Annotated in this window: 24 protein-coding genes; 18 read left to right on the plus strand and 6 right to left on the minus strand. The window is 69.7% G+C overall.

Annotation, left to right across the window (positions count from 1 at the left end):
- Nucleotides 1-9: 9 nt before the first annotated feature.
- The 6 genes from lptC to ptsN all read left to right on the plus strand — a co-directional run bounded on the left by lptC (nt 10) and on the right by ptsN (nt 5,332).
- A complete protein-coding gene (gene lptC / locus FHW79_RS23675; RefSeq protein WP_183181172.1) occupies nt 10-747 on the plus strand; it encodes an LPS export ABC transporter periplasmic protein LptC in 738 nt (245 codons plus the stop codon).
- Nucleotides 744-1,682: an LptA/OstA family protein gene (locus FHW79_RS23680; protein ID WP_183181173.1), complete on the plus strand. Its 939-nt coding sequence runs from the start codon at nt 744-746 to the stop codon at nt 1,680-1,682. The genes lptC and FHW79_RS23680 overlap by 4 nt, the downstream gene beginning before the upstream one ends.
- An 18-nt stretch (nt 1,683-1,700) precedes the next feature.
- Nucleotides 1,701-2,525, plus strand: a complete 825-nt coding sequence (gene lptB / locus FHW79_RS23685; RefSeq protein WP_183181174.1) for an LPS export ABC transporter ATP-binding protein — start codon at nt 1,701-1,703, stop codon at nt 2,523-2,525.
- A gap of 16 nt (nt 2,526-2,541) precedes the next feature.
- Nucleotides 2,542-4,119: an RNA polymerase factor sigma-54 gene (gene rpoN / locus FHW79_RS23690; RefSeq protein ID WP_183181175.1), complete on the plus strand. Its 1,578-nt coding sequence runs from the start codon at nt 2,542-2,544 to the stop codon at nt 4,117-4,119.
- Nucleotides 4,120-4,242: 123 nt separating this feature from the next.
- A complete protein-coding gene (gene raiA, locus FHW79_RS23695) occupies nt 4,243-4,839 on the plus strand; it encodes a ribosome-associated translation inhibitor RaiA (RefSeq protein ID WP_014198054.1) in 597 nt (198 codons plus the stop codon).
- A gap of 34 nt (nt 4,840-4,873) precedes the next feature.
- Complete coding sequence (ptsN, locus tag FHW79_RS23700) at nt 4,874-5,332, plus strand: PTS IIA-like nitrogen regulatory protein PtsN (RefSeq protein ID WP_183181176.1); 459 nt, start codon at nt 4,874-4,876, stop codon at nt 5,330-5,332.
- Nucleotides 5,333-5,470: 138 nt separating this feature from the next.
- On the opposite strand, the gene ubiG is transcribed toward ptsN, so the two are convergent.
- Nucleotides 5,471-6,232 carry a bifunctional 2-polyprenyl-6-hydroxyphenol methylase/3-demethylubiquinol 3-O-methyltransferase UbiG gene (ubiG, locus tag FHW79_RS23705; RefSeq protein WP_183181177.1) on the minus strand — a complete coding sequence of 254 codons (762 nt, stop codon included), beginning with the start codon at nt 6,230-6,232 and terminating at the stop codon, nt 5,471-5,473.
- Between the two features lie 156 nt (nt 6,233-6,388).
- Here ubiG and FHW79_RS23710 point away from each other — a divergent pair, with 156 nt between their 5' ends.
- The 7 genes from FHW79_RS23710 to prfA all read left to right on the plus strand — a co-directional run bounded on the left by FHW79_RS23710 (nt 6,389) and on the right by prfA (nt 16,348).
- The gene (locus tag FHW79_RS23710; protein WP_183181178.1) at nt 6,389-7,624 is read left to right on the plus strand and encodes an aspartate kinase; all 1,236 of its coding nucleotides are present in this window, start codon (nt 6,389-6,391) and stop codon (nt 7,622-7,624) included.
- 25 nt (nt 7,625-7,649) lie between these two features.
- Entirely contained in the window at nt 7,650-8,768 is a 1,119-nt protein-coding gene (locus FHW79_RS23715; protein ID WP_183181179.1) for a nitronate monooxygenase, read from the plus strand.
- Complete coding sequence (gene ptsP / locus FHW79_RS23720) at nt 8,768-11,068, plus strand: phosphoenolpyruvate--protein phosphotransferase (RefSeq protein ID WP_183181180.1); 2,301 nt, start codon at nt 8,768-8,770, stop codon at nt 11,066-11,068. The genes FHW79_RS23715 and ptsP overlap by 1 nt, the downstream gene beginning before the upstream one ends.
- Before the next feature lie 220 nt (nt 11,069-11,288).
- The gene (locus FHW79_RS23725) at nt 11,289-12,602 is read left to right on the plus strand and encodes a helix-turn-helix domain-containing protein (RefSeq protein ID WP_183181249.1); all 1,314 of its coding nucleotides are present in this window, start codon (nt 11,289-11,291) and stop codon (nt 12,600-12,602) included.
- Nucleotides 12,603-12,734: 132 nt separating this feature from the next.
- On the plus strand, nt 12,735-13,871 hold the full coding sequence (gene ispG / locus FHW79_RS23730; RefSeq protein ID WP_183181181.1) for a flavodoxin-dependent (E)-4-hydroxy-3-methylbut-2-enyl-diphosphate synthase: 1,137 nt from the start codon (nt 12,735-12,737) through the stop codon (nt 13,869-13,871).
- A gap of 115 nt (nt 13,872-13,986) precedes the next feature.
- Nucleotides 13,987-15,300: a glutamyl-tRNA reductase gene (gene hemA, locus FHW79_RS23735; RefSeq protein WP_183181182.1), complete on the plus strand. Its 1,314-nt coding sequence runs from the start codon at nt 13,987-13,989 to the stop codon at nt 15,298-15,300.
- The gene (gene prfA / locus FHW79_RS23740) at nt 15,275-16,348 is read left to right on the plus strand and encodes a peptide chain release factor 1 (RefSeq protein ID WP_183181183.1); all 1,074 of its coding nucleotides are present in this window, start codon (nt 15,275-15,277) and stop codon (nt 16,346-16,348) included. Before hemA ends, prfA begins: the two co-directional genes overlap by 26 nt.
- Before the next feature lie 10 nt (nt 16,349-16,358).
- Here prfA and FHW79_RS23745 read toward each other — a convergent pair whose 3' ends face one another.
- Entirely contained in the window at nt 16,359-16,718 is a 360-nt protein-coding gene (locus FHW79_RS23745) for an endonuclease domain-containing protein (RefSeq protein ID WP_183181184.1), read from the minus strand.
- A 146-nt stretch (nt 16,719-16,864) separates the two neighbouring features.
- Here FHW79_RS23745 and prmC point away from each other — a divergent pair, with 146 nt between their 5' ends.
- Both prmC and FHW79_RS23755 read left to right on the plus strand, forming a co-directional pair.
- Nucleotides 16,865-17,719 carry a peptide chain release factor N(5)-glutamine methyltransferase gene (gene prmC, locus FHW79_RS23750; RefSeq protein ID WP_183181185.1) on the plus strand — a complete coding sequence of 285 codons (855 nt, stop codon included), beginning with the start codon at nt 16,865-16,867 and terminating at the stop codon, nt 17,717-17,719.
- A 287-nt stretch (nt 17,720-18,006) separates the two neighbouring features.
- A complete protein-coding gene (locus FHW79_RS23755; RefSeq protein ID WP_183181186.1) occupies nt 18,007-18,447 on the plus strand; it encodes a DUF4167 domain-containing protein in 441 nt (146 codons plus the stop codon).
- An 80-nt stretch (nt 18,448-18,527) separates the two neighbouring features.
- On the opposite strand, the gene FHW79_RS23760 is transcribed toward FHW79_RS23755, so the two are convergent.
- Both FHW79_RS23760 and FHW79_RS23765 read right to left on the minus strand, forming a co-directional pair.
- Nucleotides 18,528-19,322, minus strand: a complete 795-nt coding sequence (locus tag FHW79_RS23760) for an MOSC domain-containing protein (RefSeq protein ID WP_183181187.1) — start codon at nt 19,320-19,322, stop codon at nt 18,528-18,530.
- A 57-nt stretch (nt 19,323-19,379) separates the two neighbouring features.
- Nucleotides 19,380-19,925 (minus strand): NUDIX domain-containing protein, encoded by a 546-nt coding sequence (locus tag FHW79_RS23765; protein ID WP_183181188.1) that lies wholly within the window; start codon nt 19,923-19,925, stop codon nt 19,380-19,382.
- A 238-nt stretch (nt 19,926-20,163) separates the two neighbouring features.
- On the opposite strand from FHW79_RS23765, the gene clpB reads away from it, so the two are divergent.
- Entirely contained in the window at nt 20,164-22,794 is a 2,631-nt protein-coding gene (gene clpB, locus FHW79_RS23770) for an ATP-dependent chaperone ClpB (RefSeq protein ID WP_183181189.1), read from the plus strand.
- Between the two features lie 40 nt (nt 22,795-22,834).
- Here the strand turns inward: clpB and FHW79_RS23775 are convergent, their stop codons facing one another.
- Both FHW79_RS23775 and FHW79_RS23780 read right to left on the minus strand, forming a co-directional pair.
- Complete coding sequence (locus FHW79_RS23775) at nt 22,835-23,494, minus strand: hemolysin III family protein (protein ID WP_183181190.1); 660 nt, start codon at nt 23,492-23,494, stop codon at nt 22,835-22,837.
- A gap of 70 nt (nt 23,495-23,564) precedes the next feature.
- On the minus strand, nt 23,565-24,452 hold the full coding sequence (locus FHW79_RS23780; RefSeq protein WP_183181191.1) for a phytanoyl-CoA dioxygenase family protein: 888 nt from the start codon (nt 24,450-24,452) through the stop codon (nt 23,565-23,567).
- Between the two features lie 225 nt (nt 24,453-24,677).
- Between FHW79_RS23780 and FHW79_RS23785 the strand changes: the two genes are divergently transcribed.
- A complete protein-coding gene (locus FHW79_RS23785; RefSeq protein WP_183181192.1) occupies nt 24,678-25,409 on the plus strand; it encodes an AzlC family ABC transporter permease in 732 nt (243 codons plus the stop codon).
- Entirely contained in the window at nt 25,406-25,744 is a 339-nt protein-coding gene (locus FHW79_RS23790; protein ID WP_211108454.1) for an AzlD domain-containing protein, read from the plus strand. The genes FHW79_RS23785 and FHW79_RS23790 overlap by 4 nt, the downstream gene beginning before the upstream one ends.
- The last annotated feature ends 116 nt before the right edge of the window (nt 25,745-25,860 follow it).

Raw genomic sequence — 25,860 nt, forward strand, 5'->3', positions numbered from 1 at the left:
GTTGACGCCATGGACAGCGACCTGAAGGATCGGACGGTGAACACGCAGGAGCGGCGCGCGGATGCGCCTTCCCTCGCGGCGCAGCTCATGGCCATGCCGGGAGCGGAGCCGGAGGGCGAGGCGGCCAAGCGCGTCCACCGGCGCCGGGAGATCCGCCCGGTCAGCCGGGTCTACAGCCGTTTCGTCACCGGGATGAAATTCGCGCTTCCGGCGCTGGCGCTGGCCGTGATGGCGCTGATCGCCGTCTGGCCCTCGCTGACCGAGCTGCCGACCCTGCGCATCTCCGCCGACAAGGGCCAGCTTGAAATGATCAAGCCGCGCTACATCGCGGTGGACGAGGAGAACCAGCCCTTCTCGCTGGTGGCCGCCAAGGCCGATCGGATCGCCGACCAGCCGGACATCATGCTGCTCGACCAGCCGGAGGCCGAGATGACCCAGACCGACGGCACCTGGGTGACCATCCGCTCCGACAAGGGCTGGTACAACCAGGTCACCGGCATCCTGCTGATGCGCGGCCATGTCCGCGTCATGCGCGACGACGGCAACGAATTCACCACAGAGGAAGCGGAATCCGACATCCGCAAAGGCACCGCCTGGGGCGATGTCCATGTCGTGGGCCAGGGGCCGCAGGGCGTCATCAACGCCGAGGGCTTCCGCCTGTCCGACCGTGGCAAGACGATGGTGTTCCTGAACCAGTCCAAGGCCGACGTCCAGGCCGCCGAAAGCCCGGGAGGAAAGACGCGTTGAGTGCAGCCACCCTTGCGGCCCCGCTGTTGGCCGCGCTCCTCCTGCTGTCGGGGGCGTCGATTCCGGTGGCGGCCCAGGGGCTGCCCGGCCTCGGCGGCGGCCCCAACCCGGTCGAGGTCGATGCCGATCAGGCCATCGAATGGCACCAGGACGTGCGCGCCTACGTGGCGCGCGGCAACGCCTCGGCCAAACGCGCCGACAGCACCGTCTACGCCGACGTGCTGACCGCCTACTACCGCGAGGTGCCCGGCAAGGGGAACGAGGTGTTCCAGCTCCTCGCTGAGGGCAACGTGCGCATCGTCAGCCCGACCCAGGAGGTCTTCGGCGAACGCGGCGTCTACGACGTGGACAAGCAGGTGGCGGTGGTCACCGGGCGCAACCTGAAACTGGTCACCCGCACCGACATCGTGACGGCGCGCGACACGCTGGAATATTACGAGGCGAAGAACCTGACGGTGGCCCGCGGCGACGCCGTGGCCGTGCGCATCGCCAACGGCGACCGGCTGCGCGCCGACATCCTGATCGGTCAGCTCAGGAAGATGCCCGACGGCTCGACCCAGATGGAGCGCATCGACGGCGCGGGCAGCGTGGTGGTGACCACCGCGACCGACGTCGCGCTGTCCGATAAGCTGGTCTATTCGGTGGCCGACGAGACGGCGGTGCTGCTGGGCAACGTCAAGATCACCCGCAACGACAACCAGCTCAACGGCGACGCCGCCGAGATGAACATGAAAACCAAGGTCAACCGGGTGATCGCCGGTCCCGCCACCGGCGGCCGGGTGATGGGCCTTCTGATCCCCGGCCAGGAGCCGGGCGCGCCCGGCGGCGCGGCCTCCGCCGGCCGGCCCACCGCGCAGACGGGCGGCAAGCCCGCCGTCCAATCGGGCGGTACGCCGGCCGTCCAATCGGGCGGCACGCCCGCCGCGAAGCCCTGACGACCCGGCAGCGAATCAATGGCCATGGACATCGAAGACCGGGACCTCGGCGGTCCGACCCTTTCCGCCCCGAACGCGTCGGGTCACCCGGCGGGTCAACACGCCACCGACCAGCGCCCGGCCGAAGGGCTGGTGGCCCTGCATCTGGGCAAGGCCTACAAGAAGCGCCCGGTCGTCCGCGACGTGACCGTGACGGTCCAGCGCGGCGAGGCGGTCGGCCTGCTCGGTCCCAACGGGGCGGGCAAGACGACCTGCTTCTACATGATCACGGGGCTGATCGCCGCCGACTCCGGGACCATCCTGCTCGACGGGCAGGACATCACGGCGCTGCCCATGTATCGCCGGGCGCGGCTGGGCATCGGCTACCTGCCGCAGGAGGCGTCGATCTTCCGCGGCATGTCGGTGGAGAACAACATCCGCTCAGTTCTGGAGGTGGTCGAGCCCAACCGCGACACGCGCGAGCAGATGCTGGACGAGCTTCTGGCGGAGTTCTCGATCACGCACCTGCGCCGCGCCCCGGCGCTGGCGCTGTCGGGCGGCGAGCGGCGGCGCGTCGAGATCGCCCGCGCGCTGGCCTCGCAGCCGCACTTCATCCTGCTCGACGAGCCTTTGGCCGGCATCGACCCGATCGCGGTGAACGACATCCGCGAACTGGTCAGCCACCTGCGCGACCGCGGCATCGGCGTGCTCATCACCGACCACAACGTGCGTGAAACGCTCGACCTCGTCGATCGGGCATACATCTTGCACGATGGTGTGGTACTAATGGAGGGAGAGCCGGCCGAGATCGTGGCGCACGAGGATGTGCGCCGGGTCTACCTCGGCGACCGGTTCAGCCTCTAGTTCGGTTTCCCTGCCCATGGCGCTCAGCCAACGCCTCGATCTTCGTCAGACCCAGTCCCTGGTGATGACTCCGCAGCTGCAGCAGGCCATCAAGCTGCTGCAGCTGTCGAACATCGAACTGTCGGACTTCGTGGACCGCGAGATCGAACAGAACCCTCTGCTGGAGCGCGACGGCGGTCCCGGCGAGGGCGGCGGCGAGTCCGGGGGCGACGGTGCCGGCGACGGCGGGGGCGAGCCCGGTGCGGTGGATCTCGCCGCTCCGGAGGAGCGCCAGCCGCCGATGACCGACGGGCGCACCCGCGACACGGTGGAGATGACCTCGTCGGAGACGATGGGATCGGCCTCCGACGCGCCGCTCGACACCGATTTCGAGAATGTCTATTCCGACGACCGTTTCTCCGACGGCACCGACGGGTCCAGCGACGTCTACGGTTCCTGGCAGGAACGCGGCGGTCGCGGCGGCTTCGAGGACGACGAGTCCAACCTGGAAGCCACGCTGACCGGCCAGAAGAGCCTGCGCGACCACCTGACCGAACAGTTGAAGATCGACCTGCCGGACCTCGGCGACCAGCTCATCGGCCTGGCGCTGATCGACCTGCTGGACGAGGCCGGCTGGCTCACCGGGCTGGAGGTCGATAGCCTCGCGGGGCAGCTCGGCTGCGCGCCGGAGCGGGTCGAGCGTGTGCTCGCCGCCTGCCAGCGCTTCGACCCGCCGGGCATCTTCGCGCGGTCGCTGAAGGAATGTCTGGCGATCCAGCTGCGCGAGAAGAACCGCTTCGACCCGGCGATGGAAGCCCTGCTCGATCACCTGGAGCTGCTGGCGGCGCGCAACCTGCCGGCGTTGATGAAGGTCTGCGGTGTGGACGCCGAGGACGTCGCCGACATGGTGGCGGAGATCCGCAAGCTGAACCCCAAGCCGGCGCTCAGCTTCGACCACACGCCCGCCCAGCTTGTCACCCCCGACATCCTGATGCGCGCCAACCCCGGCGGCGGCTGGCTGATCGACCTCAACCCGGACACCTTGCCGCGGGTGCTGGTCAACCACCGCTACTTCGCGCGGATCTCCGGCACCGCGCGCAACAAGGCGGACAAGGAATACATCACCGAACGCTTCCAGTCGGCCAACTGGCTGGTCAAGTCGCTGCACCAGCGCGCCACCACGATTTTGAAGGTGGCGAGCGAGATCATCCGGCAGCAGGACGCTTTCTTCATCCACGGCGTCTCCCATCTGAAGCCGTTGATCCTGCGCGACATCGCTGAGGCGATCGGCATGCACGAGAGCACGGTCAGCCGGGTCACAACCAACAAATTCATGGCGACGCCGCGCGGCGTGTTCGAGTTGAAGTATTTCTTCACCTCCGCCATCCAGGGGGCCGACGGGCAGGCCGCCCACTCGGCGGAAGCCGTGCGTTACCGCATCAAGGCGATGATCGACGCCGAGAAGCCGGACGACGTGCTGTCGGACGATAAAATCGTCGAAATCCTTCGTGGTGAAGGGATCGACATTGCGCGCCGGACGGTCGCGAAGTATCGTGAAGCGATGCGCATTCCGTCATCGGTGCAGCGACGCCGTGCCAAGATGTCACGCATGTAACCGGGCCGGGAGGGGGTCGTCCTTGATTGACAGCCCATACCGCCGTCACTATGGTCCCCGTCCGCACGTGGCGGCCTTCCGTCGTCCTATGTCTATCGCGGACCAGATTGGAAACATCCCAAAATGCAACTGACCGTCAAAGGCAAGCAGCTTGACGTTGGCGACGCTCTGCGCACCCACGTCGCGGACAGCCTGAACACCATCGTCGGCAAGTATTTCAACAAGCCGATCGAGGCCAACGTCGTCCTGACGCGCGAAGCGCATCTGTTCAAGGCCGACATCCAGGTGCACGTCGGTCGTGGGATCGTCCTTCAGAGCGCGTCCGACGCCACCGAGCCGTATCCCGCCTTCGACACCGCGTGCGAGAAGCTGGCCAAGCGCCTGCGCCGCTACAAGCGCCGCCTGCGCGACCACCACAGCGTCGAAGCCCCCGCGCAGGAAGCCTTCCCGGCCCGCTACCAGATTCTGGAAGCGGAGAAGGACGAGGCCCATGTGGAGAGCGAAGAGGCCGCTGCCGAAGAGGCGCAGCCCATCGTGATCGCCGAGATGGAAACCAACATCGCGACCCTGGCGGTCAGCGAGGCGGTGATGCGCATGGAGCTCGCCGACGCTCCGGCCCTGATGTTCCGCAACGGCGCCCATGGCCGCCTGAACCTGGTCTACCGCCGCGCCGATGGCAACATCGGTTGGGTGGACCCGGCGGAGAAGGCCGGCGCCTGAGTCCGGTCCGCGTTCCAACCACATCCATAGCGTCATGCTCGATCTCATCACGCCGCACGCCATCCTCCCGAACCTGAAGGCCGGCAGCAAAAAGCAGGCCCTGCAGGACTTGGCGCGCAAGGCGTCCGAGCTGACCGGCCAGCACGAACGGGCGATCTTCGACGTCCTTCTGGAGCGCGAGCGGTTGGGCACCACCGGCGTGGGTCATGGCATCGCCATCCCGCACGGCAAGCTGCCCAACCTCGACCGCGTCCACGGGGTCTTCGCCCGGCTGGAGCGGCCCATCGACTTCGATGCGATCGATGAGCAGCCGGTCGATCTGATTTTCCTGCTGTTGGCTCCGGATCATGCCGGCGCCGACCATCTGAAGGCGCTGGCCCGTGTGTCGCGCCTGCTGCGCGACCGGTCCATGTGCGAGAAGCTGCGCGGTTCGGACTCGGCGGACGCGATCTACGCGTTGCTGACCCAGCACGAAGCCAGCCACGCGGCCTAAGACGCGCGTCCTGTGGACATGAAAACGGGAGAGCCGGTGGCTCTCCCGTTTTCGTTTTGCGGCACCCGGTGCCGCCGCTTTCGCGGGCGAAAACGACAAGCGTACGTTTGTACGTACGCTCGCCGACGCACCGTACGTTCAGGCCCGGTCCGCCCAGCCCATGTAGTTCACGTCGAGATCGCGCGGGTTCAGCCGGAACTCGTCGGACAGCGGGTTGTAGGTGATGCCGGTCAGGTCGCGGATCGCCAGCCCTTCCGCGCGCAGGGCGGCGGCCAGCTCGCCGGGGCGCAGGAACTGGCGCCAGTTGTGGGTGCCGCGGGGCAGCCAGCGCAGGATGTACTCCGCCCCGACGATGGCCAGGGCGAAGGACTTCGGCGTGCGGTTGAGCGTCGCCAGGAACAGCGCGCCGCCCGGCGCGGTCAGCTCCGCGCAGGACTTCACGAACAGCGGCACGTCGGCGACATGCTCGATCACCTCCATCGCCAGAACGGCGTCGAAGCGCTCGCCGCCGGCGGCCAGCGCCTCGGCGGTGGTGGCGCGGTAATCGACGGGGATGCCGGTCTCCGCGGCGTGGGCGGCGGCGGTACGGACGTTGCGCTCGGCCGCGTCCACGCCGACCACGGTGGCGCCCATGCGGGCGACGGGCTCCGACAGCAGGCCGCCGCCGCAGCCGATGTCGACGATGCGCAGGCCCTTCAACGGTTCCGCCGCCAGCGGGTCGCGGCCGAAGCGGCGGCACAGCGTGTCGCGGATGTAGGCCAGCCGCAGCGGGTTCAGCCGGTGCAGGGGCCGGAACTTGCCGGTGGGGTCCCACCATTCCGCGGCGATGGCCGAAAAGCGGGCGATGTCCTGGGGGTCGACAGTGCCTGCGGTGCCTGCGGTTCCGGCGGTCGCGGTCATGAAAGAAATCCCGTATGCTTGGATTGCGAGAACAATTGCGGGGCGAACTTGCCTCGCTGTGAGCGACAGAGTATGGATACGCCGCCCCGCGCCGGCAACGGTAGAGCGGGGGCGCGGACTGCCGGCTTTTTTGCCGGCCCAGATATGGTGTGAGGTATGGCGCGGATCGTCCTCAAGTTCGGCGGCACGTCGGTCGGCGACATCGACCGCATCAAGAACGTGGCCCGCAAGGTCGAGCAGGAAGTCAAGGCGGGGCATCAGGTCGCCGTCGTCGTGTCGGCGATGTCCGGCGTGACCAACCAGCTCGTGAAATACTGCAACGACATCGACAAGCTGCACGACGCGCGCGAGTACGACGCCATCGTCGCTTCGGGCGAGCAGGTGACCTCCGGTCTCCTCGCCATCGCGCTGCAGTCGCGCGGCATCCAGGCGCGGTCCTGGCTCGGCTGGCAGATTCCGATCTACAGCGACGAGACGCACGGCAAGGCGCGCATCGTGTCCATCGACACGGCGGAGCTGGACAAGCGGATGAACACCGGCGAGGTCGCCGTGGTTGCCGGCTTTCAGGGCGTGACCGAAAGCGGGCGCATCACCACGCTTGGCCGCGGCGGCTCCGACACCTCGGCGGTCGCCCTGGCGGCGGCGCTGAAGGCCGACCGCTGCGACATCTACACCGACGTGGACGGCGTCTACACCACCGACCCGCGCATCGTCACCAAGGCGCGCAAGCTCTCCAAGATCACCTACGAGGAGATGCTGGAGCTGGCGTCGCAGGGGGCGAAGGTCCTGCAGACCCGCTCGGTCGAGATGGCGATGAACCACCGCGTGCGCGTGCAGGTTCTGTCGAGCTTCGAGGAGGCCGCCGGCAGCGCGCTTCCCGGTACCCTTGTTGTTGACGAGGACGAGATCGTGGAAAAGGAAGTTGTGAGCGGCATCGCCTACAGCCGCGACGAGGCGAAGATCACCCTCATCGGCGTCGCCGACCGTCCGGGCGTGGCGGCCAGCATCTTCGGTCCGCTGACCGACGCCGCCGTCAATGTCGACATGATCGTCCAGAACGTGTCGGAAGACGGCAAGTCCACCGACATGACCTTCACGGTCGGCAAGGCCGACATCGCCCGCGCCGTCAAGGTGCTGGAGGACGCCCAGGCCGAGCTGAACTACAAGCGCATCGTCTCCGACGCCAACGTGGTGAAGGTGTCGGTGATCGGCGTCGGCATGCGCAGCCACGCCGGCGTCGCGCAGCGCATGTTCAAGGCGCTGGCCGACAAGGGCATCAACATCCAGGTCATCTCCACCTCCGAGATCAAGATCTCCGTCCTGATCGCCGAGGAGTATGCGGAGCTGGCGCTGCGCGCGCTGCACACCGCCTACGGGCTGGACGCGGCCTGAGCCGGGTGAAGGGGGAGGGGCGGCGATGACCGACGCCAGGTCCGACTCCAGGTCCGGTGCGGTCGCAGGCGCCCGACTCGACCGGCTGTGGGCGCGTGGCTGCGCCTTCCTCGGCACGCGCACCGCCATCATGGGCGGTGCGATGAGCTGGGTGTCGGAGCGCCACCTCGTCTCTGCCATCTCCAACGCCGGGGGCTTCGGCGTGCTGGCCTGCGGCTCGATGCCGCCGGACCTGCTGGCGGCGGAGATCGCCGCCACGCGGGCGCTGACCGCGAAGCCCTTCGGCGTCAACCTCATCAACATGCACCCGGACCTCGACCGTCTGATCGACGTCTGCCGGGAACTGGCGGTGAGCCACGTGGTGATCGCCGGGGGCTTCCCCAGCGGCGCCACCATCAAGCGGATCAAGGACGGCGGCGCCCGCGCCATGGCCTTCGCCCCGACGCTGGTCAGCGGCCGGCGGATGGTCAAGATCGGCATCGACGCCCTGGTGATCGAGGGCACCGAGGCCGGCGGCCACATCGGTCCCGTCTCCACCACCGTCCTGGCGCAGGAGATCCTGCCCGACCTGCGCGAGGTCCCGGTCTTCGTGGCCGGCGGCATCGGGCGCGGCGAGGCCATCCTGTCCTATCTGGAGCAGGGGGCGGCGGGCGTGCAGATCGGCACCCGCTTCGTCTGCGCCACCGAATCCATCGCGCACCAGCGCTTCAAGCAGGTCTTCATCAAGGCCTCGGCGCGCGACGCCCAGGCGTCGGTGCAGATCGACCCGCGCTTTCCGGTGATCCCGGTGCGGGCGCTGGCCAACGCCGGGTCCAAGCGCTTCATGGAGCTGCAGCGCGAGGTCATCGCCCGCGTCGACCGCGGCGAGACGACGCGCGACGCGGGCATCCTGGAGATCGAGCATTTCTGGGCCGGCGCGCTGCGCCGCGCGGTGATCGATGGCGACGTCGAGAGCGGCTCGCTGATGGCCGGGCAGAGCGTCGGGCTGGTCACGCGCGAGCAGCCGGTGGCCGAGATCATCGGCGACCTGATCGCCCAGGCCGAAGCGGCGCTGGCCGCGCGTTGCCCGTCATCTCCCGACCGGTCGCCCGAGGCGGGCGAGCAGCCGGTCATTGGTCCATCGGCCATCCTGGGAGCGGCCTGATGGCCGGCGTCCTGGGCGACATCCCCGCCGCCTCGCCGGGCTTCGACGGCGCCGCCTCGCGCCGCCTGCTGGCGCGGCTGCGCGACGTCATGGCGGGCTCCGGCTCCGGCCAGGAGCGGCTGGACAAGATCGTCACCCTGATCGGGATGGAGATGGGGGCGGACGTCTGCTCCTGCTACGTCATGCGGGCGGGCGAGGTGCTGGAGCTGTTCTCCACGCTCGGCCTGAACCAGGACGCCGTGCACAACACCCGCCTGCGGGTGGGCGAGGGCATCGTCGGCGACATCGCCGGCCACGCGCGGCCCATCGCGCTGGACAACGCGCCGTCGCACCCCAGCTTCGCCTACCGCCCGGAAACCGGAGAGGACCCGTTCCTGTCGCTGGCCGGCGTGCCGATCCTGCGCGGCGGCAAGGTCCGCGGCGTCCTGGTCATCCAGCACAAGGACCGCCGCCGCTACACCGAGGTCGAGGTCGAGACGCTCCAGACCATCGCCATGGTGGTGGCCGAGCTGGTCGCCCAGGGCGAGCTGGTCAACCCGCAGGAGGTCGCTTCCACCGGCGATCCGGCGCTGCTGCCGGCCCGCCTGTCGGGCACCTCGCTGGCCAGCGGCCTGGCGATGGGGCTGGCGGTGATCCACCGCCCGCAGCTGACCATCCGGCAGATGGTGTCCGAGGACGCGGAGAGCGAGCTGGCGCGGCTGAACGCCGCCATCGCCACCATGCACAGCGCCATCGACGACCTGCTGAATGCGGCGGCGCTGGCGGGGTTGAGCGAGCCCAAGGACATCCTGGAAACCTACCGCATGTTCGCGGAGGACCGCGGGTGGCTGTCGCGCATCCGCGAGGCGATCCGCATGGGTCTGACGGCGGAAGGCGCCGTGCAGCAGGTGCAGAACGACACCCGCGCCCGCATGAGCCACCTGACCGACCCCTACATCCGCGAGCGGCTGCTCGACCTGGAGGACCTGACCAACCGGCTGCTCCAGCATCTTGCCGGGCGCAAGTCGGAGGCCGACGGCGGCACGCTGCCGGAGGACATCGTCCTGGTCGCGCGGTCCATGGGGCCCGCGGAGCTTCTCGACTACGACCAGCGCCGCCTGCGCGGCGTGATCCTGGAGGAGGGCTCGCCGTCCAGCCACGTCTGCATCGTGGCCCGCGCGCTGAACATCCCGGTGGTGCAGGCGCCCGACGCGCTGAACCGGATCGAGCCTCTGGACCCGGTGATCGTCGACGGCGACCACGGGCAGGCCTTCGTCCGCCCGGCCGAGGACATCCAGATGGCCTTCGCCGAGGCCGTCGCCCTGCGCGCCCGCAAGGAGCAGATGTACGAGGCGATCCGCGCGCTGCCCTCGGTGACGCGGGACGGCGTGCCGATCTCCATCCAGCTCAACTGTGGCCTGCTGATCGACCTGCCGCACCTGAAGGCCAGCGGGGCGGAGGGCATCGGCCTCTACCGCACCGAAATCCCCTTCATGGTGCGCTCGACCTACCCGGACGTCCACGCGCAGACCGACCTCTATTCCCGCATCCTCGACCAGACCGACGACAAGCCGGTGGTCTTCCGCACGCTCGACGTCGGCGGCGACAAGATGCTGCCTTACATCGCGGCCAGCGAGGGGGAGGAGAATCCGGCGCTCGGCTGGCGGGCCATCCGCATCGGGCTGGACCACCCGTCGCTGCTGCGCCAGCAGTTGCGCGCCCTGCTGCGGGCGTCCGCCGGGCGTCCGCTGTCGGTGATGTTCCCGATGATCGCCGAGGTGGCGGAGTTCGACGCCGCCCGTCGCCTGCTCGACCTGGAGATCGCCCGCCTGGAAGGGCAGGGCGGCGAGCCGCCCAGCCGCGTGCGCGTCGGCACGATGATCGAGGTGCCGGCGCTGCTCTGGCAGCTGCCGGCCCTGCTGCCGCGGGTGGATTTCCTGTCGGTCGGCTCCAACGACCTGACCCAGTACATCTTCGCCAGCGACCGCGGCAACCCGCGCACCTCCGGCCGCTACGACCCGCTGTCGCCGGCCATGATGAGCCTGCTGCGGCGGCTGGTCGAGGCCTGCGGAGACGCCAACGTCCCGGTCAGCATCTGCGGCGAGATGGCCGGCCGGCCGCTCGACGCCATGGCGCTGATCGGCATCGGCTTCCGCAGCCTGTCGATGTCGCCGCCTTCGGTCGGGCCGGTGAAGACGATGCTGCGCTCGCTCGACGTGGCGGCGCTGCGCCAGTACATGAACGGGCTCTACCTGCGCGGCGACCACAGCCTGCGCGACAAGCTGCGCAGCTTCGCCAAGGACCACGGCGTCCTCATCTGAGGCCCCGTCCAAGCTTGCGCCCAAGGTCGCTTCCTCCACCCTGGAGCCATATCCGGCGCCGTGCTGTGCCGTGACGGCGTTTTGTTACAGCGGTTTGGACGAAGGGCGTATACAAGAGGGCAGGATCAAGGTCATTCCCGGTTGCGCCGACCCCGCGGCTGGCGTACCCATGCCGGGGGTGCGACCATAAGTCATCCGAGGCGACGGTACGGTTGAGATGATGGCCAAGCGCAAGGTTTTCGGCTCCTACGACCCCGCGCAGGACGGCCCGGCGCAGACCGGCCCCAGCGTGTCCGACACTCTGCGCGAGACGCGCGAGAGCCTCGGCTACGACCTGCGCGAGGTTGCGACGATGCTGCGCATCCGCTACCCCTACCTGCAGGCCATCGAGGCGGGCCGGTTCGAGGACCTGCCGGGCACCACCTACGCCGCCGGCTTCCTGCGCTCCTACGCGGAATGCCTGGGGCTCGACCCGGACACCATCCTCACCCGCTACAAGGACGAGGCGGCGGGCCGCACGCGCAGCCAGCAGCTCTATTTCCCGACCCCCGTGCCGGAAGGCCGCATCCCCGGCGGCACCGTCCTGCTCGGCACGATGGTGCTGGCGGGCATCGTCTATGGCGGCTGGTACTATCTGTCGGCGACCGACCGGTCGATGGTCGATCTGGTTCCGACCCTGCCCGACCGGCTGGTCTCGCTGCTCGACACGCTGCCCTTCAACGCCAACCAGACGGGCGGCCAGAACGGTGGTGGCCAGAACGGTGGTGGCCAGACCGCCGCTCTGCCGGCGCCAGCCGAATCGCCGGCCGCCCCGGCGTCCGTGCCGACCGTGATGGCGGAGGCCCCGCCCGCCCTGGCGGTTGCCCCGGTGGTCGCACCGCCGGCGGCCGGTGGCGCCTCCACCGCGGTGCCGGCTCCCGCCGCGCCGACCGCGACCGCTCCGGCGCCGGCCGCCCAGGCTCCCGCCAAGCCCGCCGTGGCCCCCGCTCCGGTGGCGGCACAACCGTCCCCGGCCGCGCCCGGCAAGCCGACCGCGTCCGCGGCTGCCCCGGCGCCCGCTCCGGCTGCCCCCTCGACCATGGTGAACGTGCCGCCGCCCCCGGCCGAGGACGACGAGTCCGAGGGCGCCACGCAGGAGCCGACGCCGCTCACCCCGGCCGCCCCGGCCATCGCCAGCCTGCCGCCCGCGGCCCCCGCGGCGCCTCCGCCCGCCGCGGACGGGGCGCTGCCCTCGAAGGTCTACGGCACGCAGAACGCGGCCTCGCGCATCCAGCTCCGCGCCACCCAGGACAGCTGGATCCAGGTGCGCGACAACAGCGGCGAGATCATCTTCACCCGCGTGCTGAAGCCGGGCGACCTCTACCGCGTGCCCGACCGCTCGGGCATCCGGGTGCGCACCGGCAACGCCGGCGGGCTCATCGTCGTCACCGACGGGGTGGACGGCGCGCCGATGGGGGCGGTGGGGCAGGTGCTGCGCGACGTGTCGCTGGACCAGCACGCCCCGACCCTGCGCGGCGCCGCCCCCGCCCACTGAGGGCGGGCCGCCGAAGACAAGCCAGTAACGGCTTTTTCCCTTGAATCCGGCGCGGCGGACCGCACTTCAGGCGTGACGCCGGCTGCGCTATAAGACGCGCCGGACCCGATTCATGCCCCGAGGCCACAGCCCATGAGCAGCGTGCGCGCCTACCGCCAGATCCTTCGCCGCAAGTCCCGCCAGATCCGGGTGGGCAACGTGCTCGTCGGCGGCGACGCGCCGATCTCGGTTCAGACGATGACCAACACGCCGACCGCGGACGTGGCGGCGACGGTGGCGCAGATCCAGGCGGCGGAGCGGGTGGGCGCCGACATCGTGCGCGTCTCCTGCCCCGACCAGGAGTCGGCGCTGGCGCTGAAGCAGATCGTGCCGCAGGTCTCGGTGCCGATCGTCGCGGACATCCATTTCCACTACAAGCGCGCCATCGAGGCGGCGCAGAGCGGGGCGGCCTGCCTGCGCATCAACCCCGGCAACATCGGCTCGGCGGAGCGGGTGCGCGAGGTGGTGAAGGCGGCCAAGGACTACGGCTGCTCCATGCGCATCGGCGTCAACGCCGGCTCGCTGGAGCAGGACCTGCTGGAAAAGTACGGCGAGCCCTGCCCGGAGGCGCTGGTCGAAAGCGCGCTCAACCACGCCAAGATCCTGGAGGACCATGACTTCACCGAGTTCAAGATCTCGGTGAAGGCGTCCGACGTGTTCCTGGCCGTCGCCGCCTATCAGGGCCTGGCCGAGGCCTGCGACTACCCGCTGCACATCGGCATCACCGAGGCCGGCGGCCTGCGCGCCGGGACGGTGAAGTCGTCCATCGGGCTGGGCATGCTGCTGTGGTCGGGCATCGGCGACACCATCCGCGTCTCCCTGTCGGCCGAGCCGGCGGAGGAGGTGCAGGTCGGCTACGAGATGCTGAAGTCGCTGGGCCTGCGGCGGCGCGGCGTCACGGTCATCTCCTGCCCGAGCTGCGCCCGGCAGAACTTCAACGTCATCAAGACGGTGGAGACGCTGGAGGCGCGGTTGGCCCACATCACCACGCCGCTGACCCTGTCGGTCATCGGCTGCGTGGTCAACGGCCCCGGCGAGGCGCGCGAGACCGACATCGGCCTGACCGGCGGCGGCAACAACACCCATCAGGTCTATCTGTCCGGCGTCACCGACCACCGGCTGAAGGACCAGAACATCGTCGACCACCTCGTCGGGCTGGTCGAGAAGAAGGCCGCCGAGATCGAGGCCGCCAAGGCCGCCGAAAAGGCAGCGGGAAACGCCGCCGAGTGACGGAACCGGCGCGGGCGGACAATTTGAACTAGGGACGCTCCGTGCCATCCGTGCTTAAATCCGCGGCAACCGTACCATCCTTGTCGGCCGTGCCGCGGCCTGGGCCAGAGTCAGAGTGACCGCTTCCTACTTCGTCATCGGCGCCAGCCACCGGTCCTGCTCCGGCGCGATCCGCGACCGTCTGACGACGGAGGAGGCGGAGGTGCCGGCGATGCTGGAGCGGCTGAGCGCTGCCGGCATCAGCCAGGCGATGTGGCTCAGCACCTGCGACCGGGTCGAGGTGCAGGCGGTGCACGAGCGCCCGAACGAGGCCGCTCTGACCATCGCCGGGATCATGGCGGAGCGGGTGGGGCTGAGCGAGCCCGACCTCGCCGGGCAGCTCTACACCCTGACCGGCGCGGCGGCGGTGCGCCACGTCTTCGCCGTCGCCTGCTCGCTCGACAGCCAGATCATCGGCGAGCCGCACATCCTGGGCCAGGTCAAGGCCGCCCACCGCCACGCCGCCGCCGCCGGCCTGTCCGGGCCGGAGCTGGAGGGGCTTCTCCAGGCCGCCTACGGTGCCGCCAAGCGGGTGCGCCGCGAGACGCCGATCGCCGAGGGCGCCACCTCGCTGGTCGCCGCGGCGGTCCAGGTGGCGCGTGACCTGCACGGCGACCTGAGGCGCTGCACCGGCCTGCTGATGGGGCTGGGCGACATGGGCGCCCTGGTGCTGGAGGGCCTGCGCGAGGCCGGGCTGGGCCGGCTGATCGTCGCCGCCCCGGTGGATCGCCGGGCCGAAGCGGCGGCGCGGCGCATGGACAGCCACTTCGCGCCCTGGGCCGATCTCGATTCGGCGCTGACCAGTGCGGATATCGTGGTGACCGCGGCGGGTCTGGGGCGCTATATCCTCTCCGCGCCGCAGTTGGGGGCGGCATTGAAGCGCCGCCGCCGGCGCCCGGTGTTCGTGGTGGACGCGGCGATCCCCGCCGATGTCGATCCGGACGTCGCCGGGCTGGACGAGGCCTTCGTCTACGACCTCGCCGACCTGGAGCGCGTGGCGCTGCAGGGGCGGGTGGGGCGCGAGGCGGCGACCCAGGCGGCCTGGGCCATCGTGGACGACGCCTTGGCGGCCTTCGCCCGCCACCGGGCCGAGCGCGCCGCGGTGCCCGCCGTGGCGGCGCTGCGGACGCATTTCGAGACGGAGCGGCGGCGCCTGCTGGACGAGCAGCGGGGGCTGGACGCGGCGTCGGCGACGCGGCTGCTGGTCAACCGGCTGCTGCACGGTCCGTCGGAGGCGCTGCGCGCCATGGCGGCGGACCCCGACGGGGCCGGGCTGGCGGAGCGGGCGGCGGCGGAACGGCTGCTGTTCCGGCTGTTCCGGCTGGACGAGCCCGCCGGGAGCGATTTGGATAAGGACGAGCGACGTGAGCCTGGACGAGAAGTTCAATAGGGTCGTGGCCCGCCATGACGAGCTGCGGGACGCGATGGCGGCGGGGACGGTGGACCCGGCGGACTTCGCCCGGCTGTCGAAGGAATACGCCGACCTGACTCCGGTGGCCGAGGCCATTGGCGAGCTGAAGAAGGCGAAGGCGGAGGCCGCCGACCTCGCCGGCATGATCGCCGACCCGGCGGGCGATGCCGAGATGAAGGCGCTGGCCGAGGAGGAGTTCGCCGAGCTTACCCGCCGCATCCCCGCCCTGGAGCGCCGGGTGCAGATTTCCCTGCTGCCCAAGGACGAGGCGGACGAGAAGAACGCCATCCTGGAGGTGCGCGCCGGCACCGGCGGCGACGAGGCGGCCCTGTTCGCCGCGGAGCTGTTCGAGATGTACCGCCGCTACGCCGGGCTCCAGGGCTGGCGGTTCGAGACGATGGAGGTCAGCGAGACCGGCATCGGCGGCTACAAGGAGGCCATCGCCAACATCACCGGCCGCAACGTCTTCGCCCGGCTGAAGTTCGAATCGGGGGTCCACCGCGTGCAGCGCGTCCCGGCGACCGAGACTCAGGGGCGCATCCACACCTCCGCCGCCACCGTCGCGGTGCTGCCCGAGGCGGAGGAGGTGGACATCCACATCGACGAGAAGGACCTGCGCATCGACGTCTTCCGGTCCAGCGGTCCCGGCGGTCAGTCGGTGAACACGACGGACAGCGCGGTGCGCATCACCCACCTGCCGACCGGCCTCGTCGTCAGCCAGCAGGACGAGAAGAGTCAGCACAAGAACAAGGCCAAGGCGCTGAAGGTGCTGCGCGCCCGCCTCTACGAGCGGGAGCGCGCCGAGAAGGACAAGGCCCGCGCTGCCGACCGCAAGAGCCAAGTGGGCTCCGGCGACCGCTCGGAGCGCATCCGCACCTACAACTTCCCGCAGGGCCGGGTGACCGACCACCGCATCAACCTGACGCTCTACAAGATCGAGAAGGTGATGGCCGGCGAGGCGCTGGACGAGCTGATCGACGCGCTGACGGCCGAGGACGAGGCGGCGCGGCTGTCGGAACTGCAATAGGGCGGTTTGGTCAATCCTCCTCCGGGAGTTTCGACCCTCCGATGGCGGCGAGGACCGTCGCCGCCACTCCCTCCGGGTTGTTCAGCACGTCGTTGTTCCAGAAGCGCAGGACCCGCCAGCCGTGATGCCGCAGATGCTCGTCCCGAATGGAGTCGTAGGCGGAGTCGGCGTGCTGGCTGCCGTCGACTTCGACAACCAGCTTTGCCTGGATGCAGGCGAAATCAGCGATGTAGGGGGGAATGGGGTGCTGACGGCGAAACTTCCATCCGCTGAGCTGTTCACCGCGCAATTGGCGCCAAAGCGCTCGTTCGGCGTGGGTGGGCTGAGTGCGGAGGTCACGAGCGCGGTATTTCAGCTTGGAGTTCCGCATAGGCGCTTGCGTGGCAACACGGGCCCCCACCCTAACCCTCCCCCGCTGCGCAGGGGAGGGAACAGGACGTCGCATCCTTGTCCCTCCCCTGCGCAGCGGGGGAGGGAGGGGACCCATGCAGAGCATGGGGAGGGTGGGGGCAATTCATGACCGTCACGCTTCATCAACTCCGCCGCACCGCCGAGGCCCGCCTGCGCGAGGCCGGCATCGACACGCCCGACCTCGACGCGCGCCTGCTCGTCGAGCACGCGCTGGGCCTCACCCGCCACGACCTGTTCACCCGGGCCAACGACCCCATCCCCGAGCCCGACGCCGCGCGTCTCCTCGCCCTGGTCGAGCGGCGGGTGGCGCGGGAGCCGGTGGGGCGCATCCTCGGCCATCGCGAGTTCTGGACGATCGACCTCTCCCTCAACCCCGACACCCTGGAACCCCGGGCCGACACCGAGACGCTGGTCGAGGCGGTGCTGAAGGCGCTGCCGGACCGCAACGCCCCGCTGCGGCTGCTCGATCTCGGCACCGGAACCGGTTGCATCCTGCTGGCCCTGCTGGCGGAGCTGCCCAACGCCAGCGGCCTCGGCGTCGACCTCAGCCCCGGCGCGGTGGCCGCCGCCACCGAGAACGCGGCACGCAACGGGCTGACGGAGCGGGCGCGCTTCCAGACCGGCAACTGGGGTGTCGGGCTGGACGAGCGGTTCGACGTCGTCGCCTCCAACCCGCCCTACATCCCCAGCGCCGACATCGCCGCGCTCGATCCGGAGGTGCGGGAGCACGATCCGTTGCGCGCGCTGGACGGCGGCGCCGATGGACTGGACGCCTACCGGATCATCGCCGCGCAGTTGCCCGGTCTGCTCCAGCCGGGCGGTCTGGCCGGGCTGGAGGTCGGGCAGGGGCAGGCGGCGGACGTGGCGGGGCTGCTGGCCGCGGCCGGGCTGGAGCCGGCGGGCGTCTTCCGCGACCTGGGCGGCGTGGAACGCTGCGTCCTGGGGCGCAAGAGCGCGTGATTTCGCCCCATCCCCCCAAAAAAAAGGTTGGATTGACGCGCGGTCCCCAGTAGGGTGCAAGGACGACGATGGCCCGGGGACAATCATCCCAGGGCGTACCCATGGCCTCCGGAAACCCCGCGCGGTTGGGCGGACGTCCGAGAAGGCAGACCGGTTGATCGGTTGGGCGCGTCGATTTGATCCCTGCGACCCATCCGCGGTTGGTTCCGCGGCGGGCCCGGCGACCGAATGGTCAGCCAGGGCGTTCGCGGGATTGCACTTCTCTTACATGGGGCCATAAGAGCCAAATGAGACAAGGACCGAACTCCAGGCGCTCGCGCGGTCGTGGCAACGGCGGCGGTGGTGGCGGAGGTGGCGGCGGCGGTGGTGGCGGTGGCAGCCGCCGGCAGAATGTTCCGCTGCGTCACCAGACCTTCGACAGCAATGGTCCGGACGTGCGCATCCGCGGCAACGCGTGGCAGGTCCATGAAAAGTATCTGGCGCTGGCCCGCGACGCCTCCTCGTCCGGCGACCGCGTCCAGGCGGAAAACTACCTTCAGCATGCGGAGCACTATTTCCGCATCATCAACCAGATCCAGGAATCCGAGAACCGCCAGCGCGGCAACGTCGGCGCCGCGGGCCTCGGTCCGCAGCCCAGCCTGGGCGGTTCGGCGGAAGACGAGGACGGCGGCGAGATGGGCGACGAGTCCGAGGCTGCCGCCGACGAACGCACCCCGATGAGCGCCTGACCATCTGTCCGGTAACCGTCAGTCCTGAGGCCGGCAAGGTCCGGTTTCAGGGCTGAACGGGTATCAGGGCTGAACGTGTCTCAGGCCGGCAGGTCTTCGGCCAGCGCCACCGGGTCGCCCACCGCGATCCGGCCCCCATGCACCACCCGGGCATAGACGCCGCACTGCGTGTGGTCGTAACCGCGCTCCAGAATGGGAAGCGTGTTGAGGTCGCGCGCGCCGGTCGCCGGGTTGACCTCGCTGGAGGGCCGGCAATCCTTGTGGTCGCAGATGCGCAGGGTGACGTCGCCGACGGTCAGCAACGCGCCGATCCACTGGCGTTCCACCCAGGGCTCCAGCCCGTCGATCATCAGGTTGGCGCGGAAGCGCCGCGGATCGACCGGCTGCTTGGCCACCCGCTCTTCCAGATCGCGCACGCTGGCGAGGTTGAGGATGGAGACCGCCGCCTCTTCCCGGTCGGTGAAGGAGACGCCGCCGCCTTGCGCCGGGTTCCTGGCCTCGGCCAGCTTGGGCAGGCCGGGGGCCGCCCCCGCCAGATAGGCGGCGAAGAACTGCTCCACCAGCATCCGGCCCATCGGCTGGTCCAGACGCCCGCGCGACACCGGCTTGCCACCGCGCCGGATGATCAGCGACTGGGTGGCCTCGTCGAACTCGGTGTCGAGCAGCGCCAGCTTCTCGTTCCGGTCGAGCGTGAAGAAATCCTCGTTCGGGCGCCAGCCCTCGACGTCGGGGCTCAGCGCCGCCGGGCCGTGCAGCAGGCCGAAGCGCCGGTCAAAGGGGATGGGTTGGCCGGTGACGAGGTCAACGGCGGGAAGATCCTGACCGCTCAGCCCCTTCACGGGGTAGCGGCGTATGGCGGCGACGGTCGCGGGCATTGCATCGCACAATGGTGGGACCGGTTCGCTTCTGTCAACCGTCGCAATCGAAAACCGTCACCAGCGCTCGGCCAAAGGCTCCCGACCCTGGAACTCGGCGATTCGCCGCCGCGTCGCGGGGGAGGTGTCCTCCGGCAGCCGGTCCAGCGGGAAGAAACGCGCCTCCAGGATCTCCACCCCGTCGGCCCGAGGCGTTCCCGACCATCCCTGCGCGACGAAGACCGCCACATGGTCGCTCGCCCCGTGCCGGAAGCGGGCGTAGACGCCGAAGGGCTGCGGGCCGCTCTCCACCGTCAACCCGACCTCCTCCCGCACCTCGCGCTTCATGGCCTCCACCAGCGTCTCGCCTTTTCCGACTCCGCCGCCCGGAAAATGCCAGCCGCCAACGTAGCTGTGGCGGATCAGCAGGACCGAGGCCGTACCGCCGCCAGCCGCGGAGTCGTCCAGGATGATCCCCCGCACCCCCATGGTCAGCGGGCGGGCCACCCAATGCCACATGTTGCGGCCGTGCCAGGCCAGCCGCATCAGGGGGGTGGTCAGGGCGGGCCGCAGGGCCTTGGGCGAAGGGGCGCGCGGGGTGCTGCTGGTGGGCGTGGCCGTCATGAAGGCGGGAGTCCGTGGCATTGGCGCAAAACCCTAGCCTTTTCCGGCGGGCCGCGGAAAGCCACCCTTTCGGCGCGGGTCCGACAAAAGCAATAACCACGCGTACCGGGGGGTCTTGCATACGGATGGGCCTCTCCCACATCTACGGCGACGCATGCATCCTTGCGGATCGCACTGGTAACGTGGATCGGACTGACCGGGCTGCCTCGCGGACGGTCGGCGATGAAGGGAGCACAACATGGACTTCGAGAAATACACCGAGCGCAGCCGGGGCTTCGTGCAGGCGGCGCAGACCCTGGCCCTGCGGCGCGGCCACCAGCGGCTGACGCCGGAACATCTGCTGAAGACCCTTCTGGACGACAAGGAAGGCCTGGCCGCCAACCTGATCCGTGCGGCCGGCGGCGACCCCGCCCTGGCGCTGTCGGGCGTGGACGCCGAGCTGGACAAGCAGCCCAAGGTGGAAGGCGCCGGGGCCGGGCAGGTGTATCTGACGCCGGAACTGTCCCGCGTGTTCGAGCAGGCCGAGACGATCGCCAAGAAGGCGGGCGACAGCTACGTCACGGCGGAGCGCATCCTGCTGGCGCTGGCCATGGCCGACGGCACGCCGTCCGCCGCGGTGCTGAAGCGCGCGGGCGTCACCCCGCAGGCGCTGAACACCGCGATCAACGAGGTGCGCAAGGGCCGCACCGCCGACACCGCCAGCGCCGAGCAGGGCTACGACGCGCTGAAGAAATACACCCGCGACCTGACCGAGTCGGCGCGCGAGGGCAAGCTCGACCCCGTCATCGGGCGCGACGAGGAGATCCGCCGCACCATCCAGGTGCTGGCGCGGCGCACCAAGAACAACCCCGTCCTGATCGGCGAGCCGGGCGTCGGCAAGACCGCCATCGTCGAGGGCCTCGCCCAGCGCATCGTCAAGGGCGACGTGCCGGAGGGGCTGAAGAACAAGAAGCTGCTGTCGCTCGATCTCGCCGGCATGGTGGCGGGCGCCAAATACCGCGGCGAGTTCGAGGAGCGGCTGAAGGCCGTGCTCCAGGAGATCCAGGCGGCGGCGGGCGAGATCATCGTCTTCATCGACGAGCTGCACACCTTGGTCGGCGCCGGCAAGGCGGACGGCGCCATGGACGCCTCCAACATGCTGAAGCCCGCGCTGGCGCGCGGCGAGCTGCACTGCGTCGGTGCCACCACGCTGGACGAGTACCGCAAGCACATCGAGAAGGACGCGGCGCTGGCCCGGCGCTTCCAGCCCGTCTTCGTGCCCGAGCCGACGGTGGAGGACACCATCTCCATCCTGCGCGGCCTAAAGGAGCGCTACGAGGTGCACCACGGCGTGCGCATCACCGACGCGGCCATCGTGTCGGCGGCGACCCTGTCGAACCGCTACATCACCGACCGCTTCCTGCCCGACAAGGCCATCGACCTGATCGACGAGGCGGCGAGCCGCCTGCGCATGGCCGTGGACAGCAAGCCGGAGGCCATCGACGAGCTGGACCGCCGCATCATCCAGCTCAAGATCGAGCGGGAGGCGCTGAAGCGCGAATCCGACGACGCCTCGCGCGCCCGGCTCGCCAACCTGGAAGGCGAGCTGGCCGACCTGGAGCAGGAATCCGCCGAGCTGACCGCCAAGTGGCAGGCCGAGAAGGACCAGCTCCAGGGCGCACAGAAGATCAAGGAGGACCTGGAAAGAGCCCGCACGGAACTGGAGCAGGCCCAGCGCGACGGCAATTGGGGCCGCGCCGGCGAGCTGGCCTACGGCGTCATCCCCGACCTGGAGAAGCGTCTGAAGGAGGCAGAGGCCCACGCCGCCAACCGCATGCTGAACGAGGAGGTGCGCGACAGCGACATCGCCGCCGTGGTCAGCCGCTGGACCGGCGTGCCGGTGGACAAGATGCTGGCCGGCGAGCGGGAGAAGCTGCTGGCGATGGAAACCCGCCTGAAGACCCGTGTGATCGGCCAGGACGAGGCCATCGTGGCGGTGTCCAACGCCGTCCGCCGCGCCCGCGCCGGCCTGCAGGACCCCAACCGGCCGATCGGCTCCTTCCTCTTCCTTGGACCCACCGGCGTCGGCAAGACCGAGCTGACCAAGGCGCTGGCCGAGTTCCTGTTCGACGACGAGACGGCGATGGTCCGGCTCGACATGTCGGAATACATGGAGAAGCACTCCGTCGCCCGCATGATCGGCGCCCCTCCGGGCTATGTCGGTTATGAGGAGGGCGGGGCGCTGACCGAGGCGGTGCGCCGCCGGCCCTATCAGGTCGTGCTGTTCGACGAGGTGGAGAAGGCCCATCCCGACGTCTTCAACGTGCTGCTCCAGGTGCTCGACGACGGGCGCCTGACCGACGGGCAGGGGCGGACGGTGGATTTCCGCAACGTGGTCATCATCATGACCTCGAACCTCGGCTCCGAGGTGCTGGCGGCCCAGCCGGAAGGCCAGGACAGCGGCGCCGTGCGCGACGAGGTGATGGAGGTGGTGCGCGCCCACTTCCGGCCGGAGTTCCTGAACCGCCTGGACGAGATCCTGCTCTTCCACCGCCTGGACCGCAGCCACATGGGCGGGATCGTGACCATCCAGCTCGGCCGGCTGGTCCGCATGCTGGCCGACCGCGACATCACGCTGGAGGTGGACGAGGCGGCGACGCACTGGCTGGCCGAGGCCGGCTACGATCCGGTCTACGGCGCGCGTCCGCTGAAGCGGGTGATCCAGCGGGAGCTTCAGAACCCGCTGGCCACCATGATCCTGGAGGGCCGCGTCGCCGACGGCCAGACGGTCAAGGTGGGGGCGGAAGGCGGCGAGCTGACCATCAACGGCTTGCCCGTCTCGGCCCAGGTGCGCAGCGCCGCCACCCAGCCGGTGACGACGGTGCATTGAGTGACGCCGGCGGGGGGCCTTTCGCGAGGCCCCTTGCCGGTCAGGTCACCACGAACTCCCGCGCCACCGCGGCGAAGTGGCAGGAGGCCGCCACGATGACCAGCGCGTGCCAGACCGGAATGTTGTAGGGCAGTCGGTCCAGCGTGTGGATGAAGGCCCCCACCGTGTAGACCACCCCGCCCACCGCCAGCAGAAGCAGCGTCGTCGGGGACAGCGACCGCCACAGCGGTTCGGCCACCGACAGGATGGCCCAGCCGAGCCCGAGATAGAGCACGAAGCCCAGCCGTTCGTACCGCCAGGAGGCGAACAGCTTCAGCGCCACCCCGCCCAGCGCCACCACCCACACCCCGATCCCCAGCGGGAGTCCCGCGGCGGCGTCCAGCCGGTTCAGGGTGAAGGGGGTGTAGCTGCCGGCGATCATCACATAGATCATCGCGTGGTCGAGCCGCCGCAGCACCGCCTTGCGCCGCCCCGGCGGGGCCAGGTTGTAGGCGGCCGACGCGCTCAGCATGCCGACCAGCCCGGCGCCGTAGGCGACCAGCGACACCATCTCGGTCGCGGAGGCGTGGCCCGCCGTCACGACCAGCAGCCAGGACGCGCCGATCAGGCCGGCGATCACGCCGATGGCGTGGATGACCGCGTCCGCCGCACGCTCCCCCGCCGTGTGGACGGGAAACTCGAAGCAGGAATCGGGTTTCATGGGACCAGCCTGCCGGAAAGGCGGGTGGATGAAAAGCCCTTCCCCCGGCACGGCGGCCCCACCGGAATCGTTAACTCCGCAGATAGACCCGGTTGATGTAGGGGTCGTAACGGCGGTCCGGATTCGGCAGCACCGGCTGGAGCGGGCCGAAGCGGTTGCGCAGCAACGTGTATTCGGTGACGACGATCAGCCGGTCGCTGTGCGTCGGCTGGAGAGCCTTGTGCATCCCGATGTTGTCGGCCAGGAAGCAGTCGCCCGCCCGCCCGGTCAGCGCGACGGGCGCCGACGCCCCATACACCGCCTCGACCTCGGCGTCGGAGTGATTGCGCCGCTCCAGAAGCTCCTGCCCGTGCTGGGAAGCCGGGACGTAGATGTGCGGCCCGCCGCCCATGTCGGTGTCCGTCAGGTACAGGAACATCTTGAAGTGGCGGACCTGGTTGTAGTCGCGGTGGTAGTTCTGCGTGCTGATCCGCGGGTTGGGCCGGGCCAGCGACCACCAGACCGACATGCCGTCGATGGTCGGCTTGCAGCCATGGAACGCCTCCGCAACCTCCAGGACGAGCGGATGGTTGATGGTGTCCAGCAGATGGGGCGCGGCCAGGAACTGCTCCTCCACATAGCGGGCCATCTGGATGTCCGGCGACGGCACCTTGTCGATGGTGAAGGAGCCGTATTGCCGGTGGCCGCCGTCGAAGCAGGGCTGTTCCTCGAAATAACGCCGCATCGCCGCGACCTGCTCGTCGGTCATCAGGCGGAAGGCGTCGGTGTAGCCGCGCGTCTCCAACTGGGTCTTGAGGCTCAACGCCCGTTCGGACGGCGTGAAACCGGGGGTGCGGGGCCGGAAGGGCGCCACCAGCGACGCGACGATCTTGCGCCGCGGCTCGATCTTCAGGCGTGGAATTTGATGCCAGACGACGTCGTCGATCAAGCGGGCCTTGTTGTTGAACGGTACCTTCACGCGAGCGGGCTCCCCGGCAAACGCAGCGAGTGCGAGAATTCCGAAAAAATACTCCAAATGCGGGAAATTTTCATCGTTCGTTCGCATGCGGCATTTTGCGCGGGGTGGGGTGGATGGACTTGTCTCCCGGACAATAAAAGGCGGGCGGTGCGCCCGTCGCAGCGCTATGGTCCGCAACCCGACGCTGTTCCATGGAACGGTCCGACAAGACGCTTCAGAACGATCATGACCAGACGATCCAGCTTCGCCGCCGGCGCCCGCGACACCCTGCCGATGGTCATCGGCGCGGCGCCCTTCGGGGTGATCTTCGGCACGCTGGTGGCCGCCGGCCCGCTGGCGGCGTGGCAGGGGCAGCTCATGTCCCTGTCGGTCTATGCGGGGTCCAGCCAGTTCATCGCGCTGGGTCTGGTGGCCGGGCACGCCGGGCTGGCGGTGATCTGGCTGACCACCCTGATCGTGAACCTGCGCCACGCCCTCTACGCCGCAACGCTGCTGCCGCACGTCGCCCATCTGCCGGCGCGCTGGCGCTGGACGCTGGGCTTCTTCCTGACGGACGAGACCTTCGCGGTGATGGCCGGCTATTACGCCCGGCACCCGCGGGCGCCGCTCGGGCACTGGTACTTCCTGGGCTCCTGCCTGTCGATGTACGCGAACTGGCAGTTCTGGACCCTGGTCGGCCTGCTGTTCGGCGCGGCCTTTCCGCAACTCCAGTCGCTTGGGCTGGATTTCGCGATGGTTGCCACCTTCATCGCCATCGTCGTCCCGCAGCTTGCCAGCCTGCCCAACTTCGCGGCGGCGGTGGCGGCGGGGGCCGTGGCCTATCTGGGGCAGGACGTTCCCTACAAGCTGGGGCTGATGGCCGCCGTGGTGGCTGGCGTCACCGTCGGAATGGCCCTGCAACGCTGGCGCTCGGGCGGGCTGGAGGCCGGGCGGCGGGAGGAGGAGGAGGCGGCATGACCGGGACCGTCCTGACCAACACCGTCATGATCCTGGGCATGGCGGCGGTCACCGTCTTCGTGAAGGCGGCGCTGTTCGTGCTGGGCGACCGGGTGGTCTTTCCGCCGCTGCTGAAACAGGCGCTGGGCTTCGTCCCGGTGACGGTGCTGACCGCCATCATCGTGCCGATGATCCTGTCTCCAAACGGCGAGGGGCTGGAGCTGACCTGGGGGAACCCGCAGCTGGTCGGCGCGCTGGCCGCCGTGCTCGCCTGCGTGGCGACGGGCAAGCAGCTCCTCACCATCGCCGTGGGGTTGGGCGTCTTCTTCGTCTGGCAGCTGGGCGTCCTCGCCTAGGACTGGAACCGGCGGCGCCACTTTCCTGCCACAAACAGTGCATAGCGGCTTTGCCGCGGCGCGGTGGCGCGGGTGGGGGCGCATCCTGTATGGTCGCCCGATCGAAAGGGCTACCC

The sequence above is a fragment of the Azospirillum sp. OGB3 genome (assembly GCF_014192915.1).
Classification (GTDB): Bacteria; Pseudomonadota; Alphaproteobacteria; order Azospirillales; family Azospirillaceae; genus Azospirillum.